This window comes from Algibacter lectus, from assembly GCF_004368925.1.
Classification (GTDB): Bacteria; Bacteroidota; Bacteroidia; order Flavobacteriales; family Flavobacteriaceae; genus Algibacter; species Algibacter lectus.
In genome coordinates, this window is sequence record NZ_SORL01000008.1 from 465386 (window position 1) to 481754 (window position 16369).

The 16369-nt window shown below is 33.9% G+C and carries 15 protein-coding genes; 10 read left to right on the forward strand and 5 right to left on the reverse strand.

Features of this window, described 5'->3' with window-relative positions; translation table 11 throughout:
* Nucleotides 1-11: 11 nt before the first annotated feature.
* The 3 genes from DFQ06_RS10420 to DFQ06_RS10430 all read left to right on the forward strand — a co-directional run bounded on the left by DFQ06_RS10420 (nucleotide 12) and on the right by DFQ06_RS10430 (nucleotide 2461).
* A complete protein-coding gene (locus DFQ06_RS10420) occupies nucleotides 12-761 on the forward strand; it encodes a prolipoprotein diacylglyceryl transferase (RefSeq protein WP_074936661.1) in 750 nt (249 codons plus the stop codon).
* A 108-nt stretch (nucleotides 762-869) separates the two neighbouring features.
* A complete protein-coding gene (locus tag DFQ06_RS10425) occupies nucleotides 870-2264 on the forward strand; it encodes a radical SAM protein (RefSeq protein WP_133967596.1) in 1395 nt (464 codons plus the stop codon).
* Nucleotides 2261-2461, forward strand: a complete 201-nt coding sequence (locus DFQ06_RS10430; RefSeq protein ID WP_042496165.1) for a hypothetical protein — start codon at nucleotides 2261-2263, stop codon at nucleotides 2459-2461. The genes DFQ06_RS10425 and DFQ06_RS10430 overlap by 4 nt, the downstream gene beginning before the upstream one ends.
* Before the next feature lie 82 nt (nucleotides 2462-2543).
* Here DFQ06_RS10430 and DFQ06_RS10435 read toward each other — a convergent pair whose 3' ends face one another.
* On the reverse strand, nucleotides 2544-3626 hold the full coding sequence (locus DFQ06_RS10435; protein WP_133967598.1) for an HmuY family protein: 1083 nt from the start codon (nucleotides 3624-3626) through the stop codon (nucleotides 2544-2546).
* Between the two features lie 18 nt (nucleotides 3627-3644).
* Entirely contained in the window at nucleotides 3645-5777 is a 2133-nt protein-coding gene (locus DFQ06_RS10440; protein WP_133967600.1) for a TonB-dependent receptor plug domain-containing protein, read from the reverse strand.
* A gap of 113 nt (nucleotides 5778-5890) precedes the next feature.
* Here DFQ06_RS10440 and DFQ06_RS10445 point away from each other — a divergent pair, with 113 nt between their 5' ends.
* The 5 genes from DFQ06_RS10445 to DFQ06_RS10465 are packed head-to-tail and all read left to right on the forward strand — an operon-like array spanning nucleotide 5891 to nucleotide 11410.
* The gene (locus DFQ06_RS10445; RefSeq protein WP_133967602.1) at nucleotides 5891-6796 is read left to right on the forward strand and encodes a DUF6607 family protein; all 906 of its coding nucleotides are present in this window, start codon (nucleotides 5891-5893) and stop codon (nucleotides 6794-6796) included.
* 5 nt (nucleotides 6797-6801) lie between these two features.
* Nucleotides 6802-8295 (forward strand): ankyrin repeat domain-containing protein, encoded by a 1494-nt coding sequence (locus DFQ06_RS10450; protein ID WP_133967604.1) that lies wholly within the window; start codon nucleotides 6802-6804, stop codon nucleotides 8293-8295.
* A 6-nt stretch (nucleotides 8296-8301) separates the two neighbouring features.
* Nucleotides 8302-8793: a DUF2271 domain-containing protein gene (locus DFQ06_RS10455; RefSeq protein ID WP_133967606.1), complete on the forward strand. Its 492-nt coding sequence runs from the start codon at nucleotides 8302-8304 to the stop codon at nucleotides 8791-8793.
* A 46-nt stretch (nucleotides 8794-8839) separates the two neighbouring features.
* On the forward strand, nucleotides 8840-11041 hold the full coding sequence (locus DFQ06_RS10460; RefSeq protein WP_174564431.1) for a PepSY domain-containing protein: 2202 nt from the start codon (nucleotides 8840-8842) through the stop codon (nucleotides 11039-11041).
* A gap of 12 nt (nucleotides 11042-11053) precedes the next feature.
* Nucleotides 11054-11410: a DUF6686 family protein gene (locus DFQ06_RS10465; protein ID WP_133967608.1), complete on the forward strand. Its 357-nt coding sequence runs from the start codon at nucleotides 11054-11056 to the stop codon at nucleotides 11408-11410.
* A gap of 52 nt (nucleotides 11411-11462) precedes the next feature.
* Here the strand turns inward: DFQ06_RS10465 and trhO are convergent, their stop codons facing one another.
* The 3 genes from trhO to DFQ06_RS10480 form a co-directional block, all read right to left on the reverse strand.
* Complete coding sequence (gene trhO / locus DFQ06_RS10470) at nucleotides 11463-12539, reverse strand: oxygen-dependent tRNA uridine(34) hydroxylase TrhO (RefSeq protein WP_042502320.1); 1077 nt, start codon at nucleotides 12537-12539, stop codon at nucleotides 11463-11465.
* Nucleotides 12540-12950: 411 nt separating this feature from the next.
* Nucleotides 12951-13442, reverse strand: a complete 492-nt coding sequence (locus DFQ06_RS10475) for a hypothetical protein (protein ID WP_133967610.1) — start codon at nucleotides 13440-13442, stop codon at nucleotides 12951-12953.
* Between the two features lie 147 nt (nucleotides 13443-13589).
* Nucleotides 13590-14309: a suppressor of fused domain protein gene (locus DFQ06_RS10480; RefSeq protein WP_081959026.1), complete on the reverse strand. Its 720-nt coding sequence runs from the start codon at nucleotides 14307-14309 to the stop codon at nucleotides 13590-13592.
* 478 nt (nucleotides 14310-14787) lie between these two features.
* Between DFQ06_RS10480 and recA the strand changes: the two genes are divergently transcribed.
* Together recA and DFQ06_RS10490 are read left to right on the forward strand one after the other, a co-directional pair.
* A complete protein-coding gene (recA, locus tag DFQ06_RS10485) occupies nucleotides 14788-15795 on the forward strand; it encodes a recombinase RecA (RefSeq protein ID WP_042502316.1) in 1008 nt (335 codons plus the stop codon).
* Nucleotides 15796-15955: 160 nt separating this feature from the next.
* Nucleotides 15956-16363, forward strand: coding sequence for a hypothetical protein (locus tag DFQ06_RS10490; RefSeq protein WP_042502314.1), 408 nt, complete (start codon nucleotides 15956-15958; stop codon nucleotides 16361-16363).
* Nucleotides 16364-16369 lie beyond the last annotated feature (6 nt).

The following is a 16369-nucleotide window of genomic DNA, read 5'->3' on the forward strand; positions in this document are numbered from 1 at the left end:
AAAATCACCCTTTGCAAATTCCATTTACACCCGAAATTTTCGGCTACACTATTAATGTTCACTTAGTTTTAGAATACTTAGCATTCTTTATTGGTTTTCGATATTACCTGTTTTTACGGCGCAATAGTACCGATGCTATTTCTACCACCAACCGCTTATCTATAATTCTTGGTGCTGCTTTGGGTGCACTTATTGGCTCCCGCTTGGTTGGTTTTTTAGAAAACCCCTTGGTGGAATTCTCAAGAGAAAACCTGGTAGAATTGCTAAACGCCAAAACCATAATGGGCGGTTTATTTGGTGGATTACTTGGTGTAGAACTTGCTAAAAAAATAGTTGGAGAAACGCAACGTTCTGGCGATTTGTTTGTGTTTCCTATAATTTTAGGCATTTTTATTGGCCGAATTGGTTGTTTTCTTTCCGGAATTAACGAGTTTACCTATGGTTATGAAACCTCTTCGATATTTGGGATGGATTTAGGCGATGGCGTTTTAAGACACCCAACATCGCTTTACGAATTGGTGTTTTTAATATTACTTTTTATAGGTTTACAAAAGCTTAAAACATCTGCAACTCTAGAAAACGGAATGCTTTTTAAATGGTTTATGATTCTGTATTTCGCCTTTAGGTTTTTTATTGAATTCTTAAAACCTAATGTGTTTTATGTTTTTGGTTTAAGCTCAATTCAAATATTATGTTTAATTTGTTTGCTGTATTACAGAACCACTATTTTTAGCCTAAAAGTTGGCAAAAAAGTGCGTTAGGGATTGCAACGTAAAGCCCACAGCCTGACGAAGGAAGTGCGAGGACTTGCAGAGAAAAGCCCGACCCTTTTCGGGTAACGCCCAAATATTTATTATAAAACAAAGAAAATGCCTGTTAGAAAATATACTTATTACGATTTTACTTTAAGCTTATGCCCGGAATGTTTAAAGCGTGTGGACGCTAAAATTGTATTCGAAAACGGTAATGTTTACATGCTAAAACGATGCAAGGAACACGGAAATTCTAAAGTGTTAATTGCCGACGATATTGAGTATTACAAAAACATACGGAATTACAATAAACCTAGTGAAACGCCTTATGTTTTTAACACCAAAACCGATTATGGTTGCCCGTACGATTGTGGGTTGTGCCCAGACCATGAGCAGCACAGTTGCTTAACGGTTGTGGAGGTTACGGACCGCTGTAATTTAACGTGCCCAACCTGCTATGCAGGATCATCGCCTACTTACGGCAGACACCGTACTTTAGACGAGGTTAAGGCGATGTTAGACACTATTGTTAGGAATGAAAAAGAGCCTGATGTGGTGCAAATTTCGGGTGGTGAACCGACTATACATCCGCAGTTTTGGGAGATTATGGATTATGCAAAATCGTTACCAATTAGGCATTTAATGCTGAATACTAATGGTATAAAAATTGCTAAGGATATCGCTTTCGCGGAACGATTAAAAACCTATGCACCCGATTTTGAGATTTATTTACAGTTCGACTCTTTTGAGAATAGCGTTTTGCAGGAATTACGTGGCGCAGATTTAAACCATATTAGAGCGCAGGCTATTGCTAATTTAAACGCTGTAAACCTATCGACCACATTGGTTGTTACGTTACAAAAAGGATTGAACGACCATGAAATTGGAAAAATTATAGAGTATGCTTTAAAGCAAAAATGTATTCGCGGTGTAACGTTGCAACCAACACAAATTGCTGGTCGATTGGAGAATTTTAATCCGGAAACAGATAGAATGACTTTAACGGAAGTGAGACGGAAAATAATGGAACAAACCGATATTTTTAATCCTGACGATTTATTGCCTGTACCTTGTAATCCGGATGCTTTGGTGATGGGTTATGCTTTAAAATTGGGTGAAGAAGTTTTTCCGTTAACGCGATATATAAACCCGAACGACTTGCTAGATAATAGTAAAAACACTATTATTTACGAGCAAGATGCACAGCTGCAAGGTAAAATGATTGAGCTCTTTAGCACAGGAAACTCTGTTGAAGTTGCCGAAGAAAACTTAAAATCAATTATGTGCTGTTTACCTAATATTGATGCGCCAAATTTGGGTTACGATAATTTGTTTAGAGTTATTATAATGCAATTTATTGATGCTTATAATTTTGATGTGCGTGCCATAAAAAAATCCTGTGTGCATATTGTGGATAAAGACAATAAAATTATACCTTTTGAAACCATGAACTTATTTTATCGTGATGATAAAAAGGCCAGATTAGAAGAACTTAGAAAAGAAATATTATGATGTTTTTAGAAGTAGGAAATTTAGATGGTTTAATATACCTTATTCTAGCCATTATGTTTGGGCCAGCAATTTTTCTGGCTATTATTGGCTTTATCGTGTTTAAAAAACATAAAAAAGCTGCTAAGATTCTTTTTATTTTAGCCGCCGTTTATTGTATTGTAAGCTTAGGGATTTGCGGGAGCATGATGGCTAGTTAAAACATAAACTAACATTAAAAGCCACTCATTTACGAGTGGCTTTTTTTTGACTAACTTAAAATAACTGGTACTAATACAGTTGCTATTGCAACAGGCTATAAACAAACTCAGGGTAACCGCGCTCGCCATCAGCGTTGGTTAATGCTAAAAATTGTAATTTATATAGGTTTCCATCGGTATCGTTTACCACATAAAACACATTGTCTTTTAAAGAAGGTAGAGATCCTGGGCCACCACCATTTCTCCAGCTACTACCAATACCGCGTTGGTCGCTATTAAAATTTGCGCTATTAACGTTTGCTAAAGTAAAATCGGCATAAGTAAGAGCATCTACGTCTGTATCTACCATATAAACTTGAGCATTTGCTTTTACATTATTTACAACAAAATCCGAATACCCATAAGATCCATAACCTTCTATTTCATTAGTAAAAACGGTAAAATTTAAATCCCAATTTGTTTTTTCTGGCTCTACACTTACTATTGTTTCTGTATTAAAACTAAAGAATGTAAAGTTGTAATTAGAATCTTTAGAAATAGTTACTTCTTCATGAGTTGCGGCATCTAAATCTGCATATTGTAAAACATAATCGTCTCCACTTTTTAAAACACGTATTTTTTTCCATCCTCTAGAATCTCCGGAAATAGAAACACTACCTGTAGCAGAAGTTTCTGTACCTACGGCGTTTCCTAAGTTTACTAAATACACTTTGTTATCTGTATCGGTAGTAGATATTTCTGAAATGGCAGTATTTGTAATTGCACCTTCTGGAGAATCTACATATATAATGTTTTCAGCTTGGTATGTCCCAACAGCCACTAAAGGTTGTAAATCTTGTACTTCGGTAGACGTTGAACTTACAGCATCAATGTCGGTTTCGGCTAATTCAGCTACAGCCATATAAATCGACCCATTTATAGCAACTCGAAATTCAGATCCGGAATAGAAACCTAAATCCCAAGAATCTCTTTGGATAGCTGTTGTTGTATTAGAACTTAAATCGATATAAACTTGATTTTGCTCGTTTGGTCCACCAACTTCTGGAGATACCGCAGCTCCTTCAATTACTATTTTTATGGGTTCGCTAGGTGTATCGTCACTACTACAACTCGAAAAAACAAGTGCAGAAATGCATAAAATTAAAGTTGAAAATTTGTTATTCATATTAAAAGTATTTATTGGTTAAAAATTAAGATTGTATAAAAGTTTTAAATAATAAGATCGTCCATAACCCAGTAATAACGAACTGTTAGTACCAGCATGAACAGCGCCACTAGAAGAACCGCTAACTCTTACATCGGTTACATCGAGCAAGTTTCGACCTCCTAGAGTAGCTTGAATTTTATTATTGAAAAAAGACTTTTTAATAGATGCATCTAACCACGAGTAAGCATTGGTTGTTGCTTTTTCGAATACGGAATTTCCATCGTCATCGGTTCCCGAACCCACATAGTCTTTCTGTTCGCCGTTGTGTTTTAAAAGCAGCGTTACACCTGTATTCCATTGTTTAATGAAGTAATTCGCGCTTGTATTTATTTGATACGAATACAGAAAATCATTATTGGAATTCACTTCATTATTTGCAATTCGGGAAACCCCCTGAAGCGTAGCGCCTAAATTGAAAGACCAATTATTGGTTTTTATTTTATTTTCCGAAGTTATTCCCCATAATTTATAAGCATCAATATTGATATACTGATACTGCAAAGGCGAAGTATTTACAACGGCTAAATCTATTTTATCGTTAACATCGAGATAGGTAATTTTAAATGTATTTATAAGCGAAACATCATTTATCCAACTTCGTTTTTTAAGGTTTATAGCTGCCGAAACCCCATTTTCAGGATTTAAATTTTCATTGCCTTGTACATCGTGATTAGAATCTACAAAATAGTAATACAACTCACTAAAGCTTGGCGTACGGTACGATGTGCCAATATTCCCCCGCAATTCAAAACCATGTTTCATTAAATAGCGCGTGCTAAAAGAACTTATTAATTTGGAATGAAATAGCGAATTGTACTCATATCGAATTCCTGATCGAATTGAGAATTTTTCACTTAAGCTAAATTCCGAAGACCCAAAAACAGCGGTATTATTTTGCTTTTGTTCCTTATCTAACTGAGTAACATCTCCCGAAGCTTCGGTATCAAAGCCCTTCATTAAGCGGCTTTCAAACCCCAGTTGAAAGTTAAATACATCACTTTTCACCAAATTACTAACCAATCCTTTTGCAAAAAACACATGACTAGACTGATAGGTTTCATCGCTTTCGTTTGTTCTGTCTTGGGTAAGTATGTAATAATTAAACTCGTTTAAATCGCGTGCTTGCTGTTGGTAAGAAAGCGACAGTCCATAATTTGCTCCGGATGTAAAATGTCCGTTAAGGTTTAAATTATTTAAAAATCTATTCGTGGTGAAAATTTTATCGGTTGCCGACGGATTACTAGTTTGTGTTTCTGTATCAATATTGGCACGAACAGCGGCATCGTAATAATTAATTACTTCATTAAAATACTCCGATTTATAAGATAAGCTGAAGGATTTCTTCTTATAATTTAAAAACACATTAGAGTTTATTTGTGTTTTAGGTAACCAATCATACCCGCGTAAACCATCATTTTGATAATGGTTTTCACCTAATTGTGCATTATAAAATCCCGCAAACTGATTTCGGTTTACACCAACACGGCCAAACCAATTTTCATTAATATTATGCGAAATATTTAAACCTTGAATATGCCTGCCTTCATCAAACCAAGCATACTCATCGCTTACTGTTTCTTCTTGTAAAATGGCCTGAATACGCCATGCATTATCTATGGATGTTTTTGTGATAATGTTAATAACACCCGAAACAGCATTGGCTCCGTACTCCACACCCATGGCGCCTTCAACAATTTCAATACGGGCAATATCATCGAGATTTATTTGAGTTAAATCGATATTATTTCCCAAACCATTATCGCTTACTAACGGAATATTATCAATCAAAACATTGAAATACTGCGCATCTAAACCAAAAAACGAAATGGTAGATTTTCCGCTTTGCGCATTAGGAATAACGGTTAAGTTTAGGTTGTAATTTAGTAAATCGGCCAAATTATTCGCAGCCTGATTTTCAATTTGTTCGCGATTTATAACGATAACACTGTTAACCGATTTTCGGATAGACTGCGGATTGTATTGTCCAGTAATTACAAATTCCTCTAAATTATTTACTTCTATATCTGCTTCTTGTTCTGCTTGAGAAAATGCGATGCTAGAAAAAGTAATTAAAAAAAAGATTAAAATAATGTTTTTATTTAGATTCATTCTATATAAATTTGCTGCAAATATAAACGTTATTTTAATTCAGTCTAAATAAGAACAATAAATTTTAATTTATTTTACATCAATCACTAACCCAAGAAAAAAACAGCTTAAAAATGAAACCATTAGCGCTATTAATTTTAATATGCTTTACAACTACAACAACAGTAAAGGCCCAAAACAAGAAAAAACAAGATGCCGCTGCCATTAAAAACATGTGCGGTTGTTTTGAAGTTACCTTTAATTTTGCCGAGACTTTTAACTACAGCGAAGACTCGCTATACAAACCATCGCAAACCAAAGTTGATAAGGGTTTAGAGTGGGCGCAACTTGTTGAAGATGATAAAAACAAAATTTCTATTCAGCATTTATTACAAGTTGGGCCGGCAAACAACCCATACATTGTAAAGCATTGGAGACAAGATTGGCTTTTTGAAAACACAGAGTTCTACATGTTTAATGGCGATAATACTTGGAATTTTATAACAAAACCAAAAGCTGAAGTAAAAGGGCAATGGACGCAAAAAGTATATCAGGTAGATGACAGTCCGCGTTACGAAGGTTCAGGAACTTGGGTGCATGTAGACGGTAAAAATTACTGGGAAAATACTACCGATGCGCCACTACCAAGACGAGAATACACAAAACGTAGCGATTACAATGTAACCACACGTGGCAACCGTCACGAAATTACACGCACTGGTTGGGTACACGATCAAGATAACAGTAAAGTAATTCGTGAAGCAGGCAAAGCTGATGTGATTTTAGCTAAAGAAAAAGGGTATAACACTTACGTGAAAGTAGCCGATAGCAAATGTAAAGCTGCTGCCGATTGGTGGACAGAAAATCAAGATAAATGGGCACTTGTTCGTAACAAATGGGACGCCGTTTATAACAGAAACACCAACCTAAGTTTAGAGGAAAAAGTAGACAACAAGCCACTTTACAAGTTTTTGTTTGATGACGAAAACTACAGCACTTCAGAAAAAATTAATCCAGTAATAGAATCTTTTGTAAAATAATAAATATGAAACAATTAATAAAAATTGCATTAATCTTAGCGTGTACTTTCAATGTCTTTGCGCAGGACACAAACTCATTACGCGACAAAAAATTCTGGGTAAACAAACCCAGTTTAGAAAAAGTAAAACAAACCATTAAGGAAGGTAATAGTCCTTCGGAATTAACCGCTTTTGGTTTTGATGCTGTAACAAGTTCTATCTTTGCTAAAGCCGATTTTAACATCACAAAATACTTATTAAGTTTTGAAGAAAATGGTGTTAACAAACTCACGCACGATGGCAGAACATACTTGTTTTGGGCAGCTTACTCCGGAAATTTAGAGCTCGTAAATTACCTTTTAAAAAATGGTGCGAAAACTGATATTATTGATGATAAAGGAAGTTCTCCATTAATTTTTGCAGCTGCTGCGGGACAAACAAACACCAAAATATATGATGCGCTTATAGCTCACGGAGCTAACGTACTTACTGAAACAAGTAAAGATGGTGCTAACGCACTTTTACTTCTAGTTCCTAAATTATCAGATTTTGAACTTGTCAACTATTTTGAATCTAAAGGCATCGATTTAAAAAGTAAAGATAATTACGGAAATGGTGTGTTTAATTACACGGCAAAATCAGGAAATATCGATATGCTGAAAAAGCTTGTCGCTAAAGGTATTGAATACAATACCATCAATAAAAATGGTGGAAATGCTTTTATTTTTGCTAGCCAAGGTGGTCGTGGGCATTCTAACGGTATTGAGGTTTACAACTATCTAGAAAGCTTAGGTATTGAAGCCAATGTTACTACTAAAAACGGTACAAACCCATTACATAACGTTGCTGCAAACACTAAAGACATCAAGATTTTAGATTACTTCATAAAAAAAGGAGTTGATGTTAATAAGCAAGATGAAAACGGAAATACGCCATTTATAAAAGCGGCGCAATCTAATAGTTTAGAGGTTGTAAAATATTTAGAGCCGCTTAATAAAGATATTAATTTATTGAACAAAAAAGGACAATCCGCTCTAACGCTTGCAGTAGAACGTAATAAGCCAGAAGTTGTATCTTATTTATTAGCTAACAAGGCCGATGCTAAAATTGTAGATAAGGACGGCAACAATTTAGCTTACTATTTAGTAAACACGTACAGCAAAAGACAAAAAGCTGGTTTTGACGAAAAGGCAAAACTATTAAAAGCAAATCAAGTAGATTTTACCGCTACGCAAGCTGGTAATAACACCTTATACCAAATCGCTATAGAGAAACTAGATTTAGATTTATTAAAGTTTTTAGAACCAATAAAAATCGACATCAACACTACCAATAAAGATGGCCTTTCAGTACTTCATATTGCAGCCATGAAAGCGAAAGATGCTTCAATTTTAAAATACCTCATTGAACAAGGTGCCGATAAAAAGGCTCTAACAGAATTTGAGGAATCTGTTTTCGATTTAGCTCAAGAAAACGAGATACTAAAAGCAAATGCCATCGATATTAACTTCTTAAAATAATACCCAATGAAAACAAAAATAAAACCATACGCATACCTAAGCATACTTGCTTTAGCGATACTAACAACTTTAGCATTTACACCAAAACCAAACGCTTTTAAATGTATGGTGCAAATGATTAATTATTCTGGAGAAGGTGCTTATGTTGTAATTTCCTTAATTAATCCAGAAGGTGACTATGAAAAAACACTTTACGTACAAGGTGATGATGATGAATGGTACCATGATATTTCTGAATGGTGGCGTTTTTACGGTAAAACAAGACCATCTATAGATGCCATTACAGGCGCTACTATTGGTGGAGGAGAACGTGCTATAAGTGTAGTTGAAATTGAAAACGATAAAATAGACGCTGGATACAGCATCCGTTTTGAAACTGCCGTGGAAGACAAAGAATACCACACCAAAGATGTTGAGTTTCTTTTAACTTCAGAAAACGTAAAATTAAAACATGAGGGAAATGGTTACATACGCTATGTACGTATGATACCGCAATAAATCTCTCGGGGCAACACGCCTTAATATTTAACAAATATTGCATTAAATGACCATTTCTATTTGGAGATATAGCCACTTTATTTTGGCTATATCTTCTTCTCTATTTATTCTACTAGCCTCTATAACTGGCATTATTTTAGCATTCGAACCTATTTCGAATAAGCTAGAACCTTATGCTGTGCACAAAGCAGAGACCTTGTCTTTAGCTAAAACTATTCAGGTTTTACAAAGCGAATACTCAGAAATTATAAATATAGATATTGATAAAAACGATTTTGTAAGTGCCTCTGTAATAACAAAAGAAGGAAACAATGAAACCTTTTATATAAATCCTTTTACAGGAAAAAAAATAGGAGAACTTATTGAAAAAGCGCCTATTTTTAAATTTGCAACCAATCTACACCGGTCCTTATTTTTAAAATCGACAGGCCGTGCTATTATTGGTATAGTCTCGTTTTTACTCCTTTTAATGGCTATAACAGGCGTTATTTTAATAGGAAAGCGTCAGGGTGGTTTATCAAAATTTTTCTCTAAAGTTGTAAAAGAAGAATTCGATCAATATTATCATATCATTATTGGTCGTTACACGCTTATCCCAATAGTTATTGTAACTATTACTGGTGTTTACTTGTCTTTAGAAAAGTTTTCGTTATTACCTTCCGATAAAATTTCCCATCAATTTTTAGATGAATCTTTTACTGAAACCTCAAAAATTAATGTTGCAGACTTTCAGCTTTTTAAAAATACTCCATTAGAAGATGTTGAACATCTAGAATTCCCTTTTTCTGATGACATTGAAGACTATTTCACCTTAAAATTAAAAGATGAAGAAATACTTATAAATCAATTCTCAGGAGTTGCCATTAGCACGCAACAAAAACCTTTAGTAACACAAGCTTCAAACCTAAGTTTTGTCTTGCATACTGGGCAAGGTAGCATAATTTGGTCTCTTGTTTTATTATTTACTTCTGCAGCTATTTTATTCTTTATTTATTCTGGTTTCGCTATGTCTATTCGACGTACAAAAAAGAGTACCGTGCCAAAAAATAAACACAAAAAAGACCAATCGGAATTCATTATTCTAGTCGGCTCAGAAACCGGAAACACATTTGCGCTCTCAAACGCCTTTTACAATGCGCTTTTAGCAGCAGGAAAAACGGTTTTTATTACTGAATTAAACAAATACACAACTTACAAAAAAGCCAAACAGCTTATTATTTTCACATCGACTTATGGCGAAGGCGAAGCACCAACAAACTCCAAAAATTTCGAGAAGCTAATTAGCAATACTCAGCAAAAAAACAGTCTACAATATTCTGTGGTTGGCTTTGGGTCAATGGCTTATCCAGATTATTGCAAATACGCCGTAGTGGTAGATGCCACGCTACAGTTTCATAAAAACTTTATTCCTAATACGGCACTTCATAAAATAAACAATCAATCGTTTTCCGATTTTTCTCTGTGGGCAAAAAAATGGAGTGAACATAACGGTTTAACCCTAAATCTAGAAGCTCCAAAAAATAGAATAAACACCAAAAACCAAAAAACATTTCAATTAGTTAACCGCACAAATCTCAACCAAGACCAAACCTTTTTACTTCATTTAAAACCAAGTAAAAAAGTAACATTTCAATCGGGAGATTTACTTTCTGTTCACCCAGAGAATGATCCGGTAGAGCGCTTGTATTCTATTGCTAAGCTAGACAACAATATACTTTTAAGTATAAAAAAACATGAGTTTGGTTTATGCTCCAATTATTTTAACCACCTAAATATTAACGACATGACGACAGCCACGATAAAAACGAATACCGATTTTCATTTCCCTAAAAAAGCAAAAGAAGTAGTCATGATTGCCAACGGAACCGGCATTGCACCTTTTTTAGGCATGATTAACGATACTACCAAGCAAGCCAAAAAATACTTGTTTTGGGGTGGTCGCTCAAAAGAGTCATTAAGAATGTATTCAGATTTAATAGATCGTGCGTTTTATAGCAAAAGTCTTTCTGGTTTCTTCGTGAGTTTTTCTAGAGAAGAAAGCCAAAAGAAGTATGTGCAAAACTTAATTATGGAAAAAACAGAAATTATAACTCGGGTTTTAAAATCTGGTGGTGTTATCATGATCTGCGGCTCGGTTGCCATGCAAAACGGTGTTTTAACAACCCTTAACGATATTACCTCAGCCGAGTTAAACCTACCGTTAAGTGCCTTTCAAGACAACAATCAAATAAAAACAGACTGCTACTAAAAATTATTAATTATGTGTAGAGATAGTGTAAAAGTTTTATCTAAAGTCCCCAGTGGCGAACTCTCTTTTTGTAGTGAATGCCATGTGTTTCATTTAGAATTCAACAATATATACCTAGAGTTTCAACAAAGCGAGTTTAAACAATTTAAAGACTATATAATCAATATAGAAATAGATTATTGGGAGCATAAATACGCCTGCGCCAAAGTGCAGCGTAAAATACCAATACCATCTATGCAACCCAATTTAGTCCTTATGTTTAATCGTGAAGAAATAAAAGAATTACAATCGCTGTTTAATCTCGAAAACCGAAAAGACATCAGCCTTTTATCGCTCCAAGACATTAACTACACCCTTATTATAAACTAAAAATGCCACAAGGTTTCCCCGTGGCATTTCAATATTAATTTATAGTAAAAAATCAAGCTTCTTTCTGTGTTTTCAAAACATCAAAAATATTACGCAAATCCTTTTTGTAAGGTAAGTGATCGGCACGGCCCTTCTTAAAAATATCGTTACTATTACCTTGTCCTTTACGAAGCTCTTTTTGCTCCTCGTAAGGTAAAGCATGTATCTCTTTACAGTTTGTAGAGCAGCAATTATCCATTTCTGTTTTACAATTATCGCACTGTATAAATAATAAATGGCAAGCCTCGTTAGCACAGTTGGTGTGTACATCAAAGGGCGTTCCACATTGGTGACAATTTGCAATAACATCGTCACTAATACGCTCGGCACGACGCTCATCAAAAACAAAATTCTGACCTAAAAACTTATTTTCTAATTGCTGTTCCTTCACTTGGCGCGTGTATTCAATAATACCACCTTCCAACTGAAAAACATTTTTAAACCCTTTATGTTTAAAATACGCACTCGCCTTTTCACAACGAATTCCACCAGTGCAATACATCACTAAATTTTTATCTTCTTTATGCGCTTTTAAATCGTCTTCAATAATATCTAAAGACTCTCTAAACGTATCCACATCTGGAGTTACAGCATTTTTAAAATGCCCAATTTCACTCTCATAATGGTTTCGCATATCCACCAAAACGGTGTTTTCATCTTCAATTAATTCATTAAATTTCCCAGCATCTACATGCACACCTTTGTTACGCACATCAAAGGTATCATCGTTTAAACCATCGGCAACAATTTTGTTACGCACTTTTACTTTCAACTTCAAAAACGATTTATTATCCTGCTCTACAGCAACATTTAATCGAATATCTTTTAAAAAATCTATGGTATCTAAATGCGCTTTAAATTCGTTAAATCGATCGGCTGGCAAAGATAATTGTCCGTTAATACCCTCGTGGGCCACGTAAATTCTACCTAAAACCTCCATCGGGTCCCAAGTTAAAAACAAATGATCTCTAAAAATTTGTGGATTGCCAATTTTGGCATACTGATAAAAAGAAAGTGTTAATCGACTTTTTCCTGCGTTGTCAATTAATTCAGCTCTTTCTTCGGCGCTTAATTTGTTGTACAGTTGCATGCTATACTAAGTTTTTAAGGTTAAGAAATATTGTTAAGCAACAAAGATAATATTTTCAAAAGAACTCACACTTAGAATAAAAACATTTTGAGCGCTACCCGAAAAGGGTCGGGCTTTCACTACTCAATCTTTTTGTTTTTAAAGGAAAAACAAAAAGGATTTCAAACATACCGTTCAATCCCTAGCGCGAGTGTTTGCCGAGGTTTGATAGTTATAAACAAATTAACTCACCATAAACGTTACCTATCCAAAAAAGAAAAGCCTTTACTGAAAAAAGAATGAAAAACCAGCGATTGCTATTACAAGTCAAGGCTGATTTACGATAATAACTGTTGGAGTAATTTAGTGAGTTTCACCTATTTTTTAGCACAGTACTTTGTTGCCAAACGTATTTTTATTCATAATAGCAACTTATTCATATATAACTGTATAAACTTTTCTAATTAAATACTTGTTTTTTTCTCGTTTTTCAAGAAAAAAATAATTATTTCCTAATTCGTCAAACCCTCCTTTTTCTCCAATTTTCAAAAAATCCTTTCGGTCAGTAATTATTTTTAACTTATTAAGTTCTTCTTTGTTAACTAATTTATCATATTCTTTTATGAAACTGAAAGAAACAAAAGGATTATCATATACAAAGTAGTCATATTTAGAATCTTCTACCCAAACTTTAACTTCTCCATTTGATGTTTTTTGAATCGGCGTATTATTTCTTCTTGTTTTAACTCTCTCATCATACAATATTCTATAACCAGCATAAGTTTTTGGTTCATTTGAAATTTGCAGTTTTATTAGAGAATCATTTTTATTTATTAAAAAATAAATATCGTTTTGCGCAATAGTCAAGTTATAGAATAAAGCAAAAATTAATAGATGAAATATATTATGAGTCTCGATTTTCATATGTTTGGCAACGTTGTTGTATATGGTTTGTTGCGTGTTTCAAGCAAATAATTTAGTAAATAATTACCGACCAAGGAAGTCAGCGAGGACTTTCGCAAGTAGGCAAGAAGCCAGCAATAAATTATATACTGTGTTGCCAGTAGTATTTTATTTTTCACAAACATTTTTTCTTCCAACTTTTACAATTTCCTCTATTCCGTATTTGTCAAATCTCTCAAGTAAATCACTAGCACTATTTTGCTTTTTAAATTCAAGTTCTTCTTTGTAAAGAGGAATTAAAGTATAAATGTCAATTGCTTTATCGTTTTCAAGCTCGATTTCAGTAAAGTCAGCTGATAATTCCATTGAACTAGCTAACATTACTGAATTAAATCCAATTCCCTCTGCAAGCTCGTCATCATCTTCGTGTCCAAAAGTATGTCCAAAACCTAACCAAGTTTTATTTGGATGTGGTAACATCATTAATTCCTTCATTATTCTAATTGGCCAATAATTACGTTCGTCGCTAAAAGACTCATAGTTTAAATTCCATTCTTTTGGTAATAATATCATTACTTCAGCAAATTCGGATGATTCTATGTCTTCAGGAACTTTCATTGGTAAAGCACTCATTCCACAACTCAATAAAATGTGATAAGGTCTATCTTCTGTAGCTTTGATAAAAAAAATGTCCCTGTGAATAATTTCAGATTCTATTTCGTCAAATACAACAATATCTGCATCTTCATCAAAAAAATGGTCTAAATGGCTGTCAACAATTTCAACACTATTTGGTACTTTATCACTCATCTTTTTTTCGGCATTTTGGGAAAAAGCAATTGATGAAACAAAAATCAGAAAGATTGTCTTATAGTTCAATATTTTCATTTGATTTCGGTTTTCTCATATTACTGGCAACTTAATTATATGGATTAATAATTCGTCTATAATAAATTAAAAAGGAGGGATAAGCTTACTTTTTCTATATAAATCCCATCCATATACTTATTTAACTTTATAAATATATGCTTTTTTTAAAACCCCTAACTCACTTACAACATCAAATTTTCCTACAACCAATAAACCGCATAAAAAAAGCACCTAAATAATAAATATCTAAGTGCTATTAAAATAGTTTGAGCTAGTCGTTATCAAGTGCTCATTTGTTAAATTTCACAGCAAACAATTTTCCCTTTTTCATTTAATAGATGCAAAACAAACTAAAAGGTTGCGTAAATAGTTTCATTTTCTTCCAAAAACCAATAAATCAACCCTATTACAATCAAAATTATGTTGAAAACTATTATTGTGTTCTCCCAAAAGATGTAGTATTTTAGCAGACAAATCTTCAGAAAAAAAATATATAATGAGCAGCGAAAAAGAAGCGAAATTAAAAGCCCTAAAACTTACTTTAGATAAACTAGATAAAGCCTACGGAAAAGGTACGGTAATGAAAATGAGCGATGCCGCTATTCAAGATGTTGAAGCTATTCCTTCAGGTTCTTTAGGTTTAGATATCGCATTAGGCGTTGGTGGATATCCACGTGGACGTGTTATTGAAATATACGGACCAGAATCATCGGGTAAAACCACATTAACTTTACACGCTATTGCCGAAGCTCAAAAAGCTGGTGGAATTGCAGCTTTTATTGATGCAGAGCATGCTTTCGATCGTTTTTACGCTGCAAACCTTGGTGTAGATATAGATAACCTAATTATTTCTCAACCAGATAATGGTGAGCAAGCTTTAGAAATTGCCGATAATTTAATTCGTTCTGGCGCTATCGATATTGTTGTTATCGATTCAGTTGCTGCATTAACGCCAAAAAGTGAAATTGAAGGCGAAATGGGAGATTCTAAAATGGGCTTACACGCACGTTTAATGTCTCAGGCTTTACGTAAACTTACAGGGTCTATTAGCAAAACAAACTGTACTGTAATATTTATTAACCAATTACGTGAAAAAATTGGTGTTATGTTCGGTAACCCAGAAACAACAACTGGTGGTAACGCATTAAAATTCTACGCATCTGTACGTTTAGATATTCGTCGTTCTACCCAAATTAAAAACAGTAATGGTGATGTTTTAGGTAACAAAACCAGAGTAAAAGTTGTAAAAAACAAAGTAGCTCCACCATTTAAAATGGCCGAATTCGATATTATGTACGGAGAAGGTGTAAGTAAGGTTGGTGAAATTCTTGATGTTGCTGTAGAGTACGAAATTGTAAAGAAAAGTGGTTCTTGGTTTAGTTACGAAGATACTAAACTTGGGCAAGGTCGTGATGCTGTAAAAGCAATCATTAAAGACAACCCAGAACTTTTTGATGAATTAGAACAAAAAATAAAAGCAGCTATTAAAGAAAACCTTAACTAAACATTGTTTTCTTTTAAATATATAAAATCCCGATACTTTCGGGATTTTTTTTGCTCTAAACGTTAGGCTTACTAAACTAAAATCAATTATCTACGCAACCATTTAGCAAAAATAGCATCTATAAAACAAAACGCATATTTTAACTAAAAAAAGTATTGAAATGAAAAAATTGCTTGTAATTTGTTTAACTCTAATTTTAGCTTCGTGTAGTGTTGATGATGACGGCTTAGATTATAGTTTTGAGATTTTACCTGTAGAAAGTGTCGATATTCCAGATGAATTTACTCTTGGTGAAACCTACCCGATTACGGTTTCGTACCTAAGACCATCTAATTGTCACTCTTTTAGAGAATTTTACTATCTTAAAAACAATAACGAACGTACCGTTGCCCCAATTAATTATGTATTTGAAGATAACAATTGTGAACCACTAGAAAACGAATTGGTTGAAAACACTTTTAACTTTATTGTAACCGGTAACGGATCGTATATTTTTAAATTTTGGCAAGGTGAAGATGCCGATGGCGAACACCAATATTTAACAATTGAAGTGCCTGTTGTAGAGTAAAAATAA

Coding starts and splice junctions, on each gene's coding strand:
- DFQ06_RS10425 (WP_133967596.1), top strand. CDS start 870: ATGCCTGTTAGAAAATATACTTATTACGATTTTACTTTAAGCTTATGC.
- DFQ06_RS10430 (WP_042496165.1), top strand. CDS start 2,261: ATGATGTTTTTAGAAGTAGGAAATTTAGATGGTTTAATATACCTTATT.
- DFQ06_RS10435 (WP_133967598.1), bottom strand. CDS start 3,626: ATGAATAACAAATTTTCAACTTTAATTTTATGCATTTCTGCACTTGTT.
- DFQ06_RS10440 (WP_133967600.1), bottom strand. CDS start 5,777: ATGAATCTAAATAAAAACATTATTTTAATCTTTTTTTTAATTACTTTT.
- DFQ06_RS10445 (WP_133967602.1), top strand. CDS start 5,891: ATGAAACCATTAGCGCTATTAATTTTAATATGCTTTACAACTACAACA.
- DFQ06_RS10450 (WP_133967604.1), top strand. CDS start 6,802: ATGAAACAATTAATAAAAATTGCATTAATCTTAGCGTGTACTTTCAAT.
- DFQ06_RS10455 (WP_133967606.1), top strand. CDS start 8,302: ATGAAAACAAAAATAAAACCATACGCATACCTAAGCATACTTGCTTTA.
- DFQ06_RS10460 (WP_174564431.1), top strand. CDS start 8,840: ATGACCATTTCTATTTGGAGATATAGCCACTTTATTTTGGCTATATCT.
- DFQ06_RS10465 (WP_133967608.1), top strand. CDS start 11,054: ATGTGTAGAGATAGTGTAAAAGTTTTATCTAAAGTCCCCAGTGGCGAA.
- trhO (WP_042502320.1), bottom strand. CDS start 12,539: ATGCAACTGTACAACAAATTAAGCGCCGAAGAAAGAGCTGAATTAATT.
- DFQ06_RS10475 (WP_133967610.1), bottom strand. CDS start 13,442: ATGAAAATCGAGACTCATAATATATTTCATCTATTAATTTTTGCTTTA.
- DFQ06_RS10480 (WP_081959026.1), bottom strand. CDS start 14,309: ATGAAAATATTGAACTATAAGACAATCTTTCTGATTTTTGTTTCATCA.
- recA (WP_042502316.1), top strand. CDS start 14,788: ATGAGCAGCGAAAAAGAAGCGAAATTAAAAGCCCTAAAACTTACTTTA.
- DFQ06_RS10490 (WP_042502314.1), top strand. CDS start 15,956: ATGAAAAAATTGCTTGTAATTTGTTTAACTCTAATTTTAGCTTCGTGT.